General features: G+C 42.5%; 5 protein-coding genes. All 5 read left to right on the forward strand.

All coding sequences use genetic code 11. The features are described 5' to 3' along the window. The first annotated feature begins 563 nt into the window (after window positions 1-563). The 5 genes from lepA (at window position 564) to IQ229_RS08920 (ending at window position 6,168) form a co-directional block, all read left to right on the forward strand. On the forward strand, window positions 564-2,375 hold the full coding sequence (lepA, locus tag IQ229_RS08905) for a translation elongation factor 4 (protein WP_194043003.1): 1,812 nt from the start codon (window positions 564-566) through the stop codon (window positions 2,373-2,375). A gap of 486 nt (window positions 2,376-2,861) precedes the next feature. Next, window positions 2,862-3,035: a hypothetical protein gene (locus IQ229_RS23840; RefSeq protein ID WP_228013318.1), complete on the forward strand. Its 174-nt coding sequence runs from the start codon at window positions 2,862-2,864 to the stop codon at window positions 3,033-3,035. Continuing rightward, window positions 2,971-4,539: a sensor domain-containing diguanylate cyclase gene (locus IQ229_RS23845; RefSeq protein ID WP_322743960.1), complete on the forward strand. Its 1,569-nt coding sequence runs from the start codon at window positions 2,971-2,973 to the stop codon at window positions 4,537-4,539. Before IQ229_RS23840 ends, IQ229_RS23845 begins: the two co-directional genes overlap by 65 nt. Beyond that, window positions 4,517-4,786 carry a diguanylate cyclase gene (locus IQ229_RS24665; protein WP_322743961.1) on the forward strand — a complete coding sequence of 90 codons (270 nt, stop codon included), beginning with the start codon at window positions 4,517-4,519 and terminating at the stop codon, window positions 4,784-4,786. The genes IQ229_RS23845 and IQ229_RS24665 overlap by 23 nt, the downstream gene beginning before the upstream one ends. Before the next feature lie 194 nt (window positions 4,787-4,980). Continuing rightward, window positions 4,981-6,168 (forward strand): glycosyltransferase family 4 protein, encoded by a 1,188-nt coding sequence (locus tag IQ229_RS08920; protein ID WP_194043005.1) that lies wholly within the window; start codon window positions 4,981-4,983, stop codon window positions 6,166-6,168. Window positions 6,169-6,367: the final 199 nt, after the last annotated feature.

Consider the following 6,367-nt stretch of genomic DNA (forward strand, 5'->3'; position numbering starts at 1 on the left):
TTTATATACTCTGAATGCTTTGAATTGGTTTTGTCTAAAGTTTTGTAAAGTAGTTATATTCATTATTTGGGCTAATTCGCTGAAAAATTTTCAAGGGCACAGTTAAATACTTCCCTGAAATAGCACCAAAGTAACAGCTTTAAGTTTTAAATCGCATTTTTCATATAACTGACTAGACAATGGCTCTAGAAGTTTTGCCGATAAACCAGCGATTATGAACAATTACTAGTCGCAATTGCCCACGATCCCGACACGATCCCTAGATGTACTTATTTACATTTATTGTACGCTTCTAGCTGTTGAATACTAGCAGCGACAAATAGACTTTCATAATATTCTTAAATGTCCACCTATTTAGATCGAAAGTTAAAGATGGGGTGAAGAGGAGTGCTGAGTGCTGAGTTAAGAGTTAAAAGTTAAGAGTTATTCTCCCCTCTGCCCCACTCAGCACTCGGAACTCAGCACTCAGCACTAAAAGCAGAGCGTCTTGGCTAAGAAAGCATTAAAATACATTAAGTAAATTGCCCTTTTAACTTTGGTTGCTGCTAAGGCAAAGATAGTATATGACTGACGTTCCCGCAGTTCGCATTCGCAATTTTTGTATTATTGCTCACATCGACCACGGGAAATCAACCCTCGCCGATCGCTTGCTACAAGCTACTGGCACTGTTGAAGACCGACAGATGAAGGAACAGTTTCTCGACAATATGGATTTGGAACGGGAGCGCGGCATTACGATTAAGCTGCAAGCTGCCCGGATGAACTACACAGCTAAAGATGGTCAGCAGTATGTGCTGAACTTGATTGATACTCCGGGACACGTGGATTTCTCTTATGAAGTCTCCCGCTCTCTTGTTGCTTGCGAAGGAGCGCTATTGGTAGTAGATGCGTCCCAAGGTGTGGAAGCGCAAACTTTGGCAAATGTCTATTTAGCATTAGAGAGTAACCTGGAAATTATCCCGGTTTTGAATAAAATTGATTTGCCGGGGGCTGAACCAGAACGGGTAATTGGCGAAATTGAAGAAATTATCGGTCTAGATTGCAGTGGAGCAATTCTGGCTTCTGCTAAAGAAGGAATTGGGATTAACGAGATTTTAGAAGCAGTTGTCGAGCGGATACCGCCACCGCCAAATACGATAAATGAACGCTTACGAGCGTTAATATTTGATAGCTATTACGACAGTTACCGGGGAGTAATTGTCTATTTCCGGGTGATGGATGGCACCGTGAAAAAAGGCGATCGCATCCATTTAATGGCGTCTGGTAAAGAATTTGAAATTGATGAGTTAGGTGTTCTTTCTCCGACTCAAAAGCAAGTTGATGAACTGCACGCTGGGGAAGTAGGCTATTTGGGAGCGGCAATTAAAGCTGTAGCTGATGCACGCGTAGGAGACACAATTACCCTGAGTAAGGCGAAAGCTGAGTCACCCTTACCAGGTTACGCAGAAGCGAACCCGATGGTTTTTTGCGGGATGTTCCCCATTGATGCCGATCAATTTGAAGATTTGCGGGAAGCTTTGGAAAAGCTGGAACTCAACGATGCAGCGCTGCATTACGAACCAGAAACTTCGAGCGCGATGGGGTTTGGTTTCCGTTGCGGATTCTTGGGTTTGCTCCACATGGAAATTGTCCAAGAACGTCTAGAGCGAGAGTATAACCTAGATTTAATCATTACAGCCCCCTCGGTGATTTATAAGGTGATTACCGTCAAAGGTGAGGAACTGTACATCGATAATCCTAGCCGTTTACCTTCTCCCAACGATCGCGAAAAAATTGAAGAACCCTATGTCCAAGTAGAGATGATTACGCCGGAAACTTATGTCGGCAGCTTGATGGAGTTGTCACAAAATCGCCGTGGCATCTTCAAAGATATGAAATATCTCGCCCAAGGACGAACCACCCTTACTTACGAACTACCCTTGGCGGAAGTTGTAACTGACTTTTTTGACCAGATGAAATCGCGATCGCGCGGTTACGCTAGTATGGAATATCACATTATTGGCTACCGCGAAAATCCTCTGGTGAAGCTGGATATTATGATTAACGGCGATCCCGTCGATTCTTTGGCGATGATTGTGCATCGAGATAAAGCTTACAATGTCGGGCGGGCAATGGCAGAAAAACTCAAGGAACTAATTCCCCGCCATCAATTCAAAGTGCCAATTCAGGCATCTATTGGCAGTAAAGTTATTGCCAGCGAACACATCCCCGCTTTGCGCAAAGATGTGTTAGCCAAATGCTACGGTGGTGACATCAGTCGGAAGAAAAAACTTTTGCAGAAGCAAGCAAAAGGTAAAAAGCGGATGAAATCTGTAGGTACTGTGGATGTACCCCAGGAAGCTTTTATGGCAGTACTGCGCTTGGATCAAAACTAATAGAATTCAGAAGTCAGGAGTCAGAATTCAGAAGTCAGAATTCAGAAGTCAGAATGAACTTGGAGTCAGAGTGGCGGATAGCGCGGTGGTAGCAAGTTCACGAGTGTCTGAGAAAGAGGCAAGGGAGCAGGGGAGCAGGGGAGAATTTGCAGTAAGTCTTTCTCCTCTGCTCCTCTGCTTCTTGTCCTCTCCCCCCTTCCCTCTGCCTCTTCGTTGAATGCAATCCTTTTAGTCCCCCACCACAGTTTTCTTATTCTGAATTCTGTATTCTGTATTCTTTTTCAACATCCGTTAATTTTAATTACAAAGCCTATAAACAGCAGCTTTCAGTGTACGAGTTTCAGTATGCTGCTGGCAGGTTTAGCTTTCAAAAAGCCACACTGACTTGCTGTTGGCTCAACCATCTTAAGTGCCATCTTAAGTGTGTCTCTAATGCGGGATTTCTAACAGAAAAAATGAGCGTTTATTGTAGAAATTCAAAACATCATGAGTCGCAAGCAGGCAGAAGAACAACTTTCTGAGGTAGAGCAAAAGTATCGCACTCTGGTAGAAAAAATTCCGGGCGATCTTCAATCAAACCATTCAGTTTATCGCATTGCTTCAACCGAATGGAATTGTATTAGAAGCCAACCAAACAGCACTAGACTTTGCTGGAATTAATCGAGAAGAAGTAGTTGGCAAACCATTTTGGGAAGCAAAGTGGTGGACAACCTCTCCAAATACCCAAGAGCAATTAAAAACTGCGATCGCAGCTGCTGCTAATGGTGAATTTATTCGCTATGAAGTTGAGATTTTAGGTCGAGATGGTCAAGCGATCGCGATTGATTTCTCACTGCGTCCTATACTCGATCAAACCAGGCATATTACCTTACTGATCTCAGAGGGACGAGATATTACTGAATACAAAGTCGCGCTTCAGGAGCGCCACAAAGCTGAAGAGGCATTGCGCTTCAGTCAAGACTTTCTACAAAAGGTTGCTAATACCGTACCGCATATTTTATATCTATTTGACCTCTTAAAAGGAACAAGTATTTATCTTAACGAGAAAAGTGTGAATATTTTAGGCTACTCTCCAGAGGAATTTTGTAACGCAGATCCGCAGTGGTTGATGAATTGCTTTCATCCAGACGACCGACACCTCTGCTATGACATACCGAATCGCTTCGTCAATCTGAACGACAATGAAGTACTTTCCACTGAATACCAATTCCGACACAAAAATGGAGAATGGCGTTGGCTACATACACGAGAAGTCGTATTTGCCAGAGATACTAACAGCACTCCAACGCAGATTCTTGGCTCGGTAGAAGACATTAGCACTCGCAAACAAGCCGAAGTGATGCTGCAACAACAGGCCGAGGGAGAACGGCTAATTACTGAAGTAACTCAACAGATTCGGCAATCGCTGAATTTGGAGGAGGTTCTGAATACAACAGTAAATAGTATTCGCCAGTGTTTAGGTTCAGATTCCGTAGCTATCTATCAGTTAGAATCTGACGGAAGTGGGAATTTCGCGGCAAAATCAGTGGGTGATGACTATCCTCAGAGATTAGAACTGACAATGCACCCATTTTCCCTCAAACAAGATTTTAGCGACTATTATCAGGGATTACCTAAAGTCTTCCATAATATTGAGGAATCTGATTTTTCAGCCGAGGTTTTTGAGTTATTACAACTCTATCAAGTTAAAGCGGCTATAATAGTGCCGATTTTGAATGAACAGCATCTGTGGGGTTTACTTATTGCTCACCAGTGTACCGCACCTCGTTATTGGCAAGCATTTGAAGTGAATTTGTTGCAGCAATTGGCTAGTCAAGTAGCGATCGCTATTCATCAATCAGTACTCTACCAGCAAGTGCAAGCTGCCAATGAAGAATTACAAAGATTAGCTACCCTAGATGGTTTGACTCAAATAGCCAATCGCCGCCGATTCGATCAGTATCTTGAAACTGAGTGGCAGCGACTCAAACGCGAGCAACTTTCACTGTCTTTAATTTTGTTAGATGTCGATTTTTTTAAACTCTACAATGATACCTATGGTCATTTAGGAGGGGATGATTGTTTGCGGCAATTAGCAAGTGCCCTCAAAAATATTGTTAAGCGTCCAGCCGATTTAGTCGCTCGTTACGGTGGAGAAGAATTTGCTATCATTCATTCTGCCTAATACAGAGATTCAAGGAGCAATCTATGTAGCTCAAACTATTCGACAAGCAGTGCGCGACTTAGCCATTCCCCATGCTCAATCTCGCGTGTGCGATCATGTTACCGTTAGTCTAGGTGTTGTTAGCATTGTGCCAAATTGCGAAATTTCGCCGCCAGACTTGATTAATGCAGCAGACAAAGCACTTTATCTAGCCAAACAGCAAGGACGCGATCGAGTTCATGCCGTTTGCGTCGTTATCCCTTCTTGACACCTAGTTGCGGGAGGCTCAATTGTTCTAATTATGAATTATTACTATACTTTGCTTCCTATCCTTAGCCTAAAGTTGATAACCTTTGATAGATCTAAAAATTTTAGTAAAAGTACTCACTGCATTGGCCAGACTTGTATTTTTAGGTAAATGTAGTTTGTTAGATATTTATAAAGTGTCGGGGAGTCTAGTAGATGAAGATACTGGTACTGAGTTGGGAGTTTCCACCAAGGATTATTGGGGGAATTGCGCGGCATGTGGCGGAGTTGTACCCAGAACTGGTAAAGCTAGGACATGAAATCCACCTAATTACAGCTGAGTTTGGTCACGCATCAATGTATGAGGTTGTTGAAGGAGTAAAGATACATCGAGTGCCAGTGGCATATAGTAACGACTTTTTCCACTGGGTAGTGAATCTCAACTTGAGTATGGGATATCACGGTGGTAAATTGATTTTAGAAGAAGGGCCCTTTGATTTAATTCATGCCCATGATTGGTTAGTCGGAGATGCTGCGATCGCTCTCAAGCATAATTTTAAAATACCACTAATTGCTACAATTCACGCTACAGAATACGGACGCTATAACGGGATTCACACAGACATCCAAGGCTATATAAATGGCAAAGAAACCTTGTTAGCTTACAATGCGTGGCGGATTATTGTTTGTAGCGACTATATGCGCCAAGAAGTAGAACGAGCGCTCTACAGTCCTTGGGACAAAATTGATGTCATTTATAACGGTATTCGAGCCGAAAAGAAACAGCATCATACAGATTTTCATGCTCTGGATTTTCGCCGCCAATTTGCCGCAGACGATGAGAAAATAGTTTATTACCTCGGTCGTATGACCTATGAAAAAGGTGTACCTATATTGCTCAATGCTGCACCCAAAATCCTTTCAGAAATGAGAGGTAACGTGAAATTTGTAATCGTTGGTGGCGGTAATACTGACCATCTCAAGCGCCAAGCCTGGAATTTGGGAATTTGGCATCATTGCTATTTTACCGGTTTTCTCTCCGATGAATACTTAGATAAATTTCAAACTGTCGCTGATTGTGCCGTTTTTCCGAGTCTTTACGAACCCTTTGGAATTGTAGCTTTAGAAAGCTTTGCTTCTCGTGTACCTGTAGTAGTTTCTGATACTGGTGGTTTTCCAGAAGTGGTGCAACATACCAAAACAGGCATTGTGACTTGGGTGAACAATCCCGATTCTTTAGCTTGGGGAATTTTGGAAGTGTTGAAAAATCCAGGTTATCGTCAATGGCTGGTGGATAACGCTTATGAGGATTTAGAGCACCGCTTTAGCTGGCCAAAACTAGCCAAGAAAACCGAGCAAGTATATCAGCAAGTTGTGCAAGAGCGATCGCAAATACCGTGGTAAGATAGATCCCCGATTTCTTCAAGAAGTTGGGGAGCTAAAATTTTATTTTAACTTGCATAAATCCTTAATCAACCTTTGATAAGTTTATAGCTGGTACTGCTGCAATTTCTGAAGTAGTGCAAATTTAATCTGGTTTTAGATATTACAGCATATTTCAAGTTGGTAAGGTACACAAGCTAAATCTGTTAGCCAGTTATAA

It is taken from the genome of Nostoc cf. edaphicum LEGE 07299, from assembly GCF_015207245.1.
GTDB lineage: Bacteria > Cyanobacteriota > Cyanobacteriia > Cyanobacteriales > Nostocaceae > Nostoc > Nostoc edaphicum_B.

Coding starts and splice junctions, on each gene's coding strand:
- lepA (WP_194043003.1), top strand. CDS start 564: ATGACTGACGTTCCCGCAGTTCGCATTCGCAATTTTTGTATTATTGCT.
- IQ229_RS23840 (WP_228013318.1), top strand. CDS start 2,862: ATGAGTCGCAAGCAGGCAGAAGAACAACTTTCTGAGGTAGAGCAAAAG.
- IQ229_RS08920 (WP_194043005.1), top strand. CDS start 4,981: ATGAAGATACTGGTACTGAGTTGGGAGTTTCCACCAAGGATTATTGGG.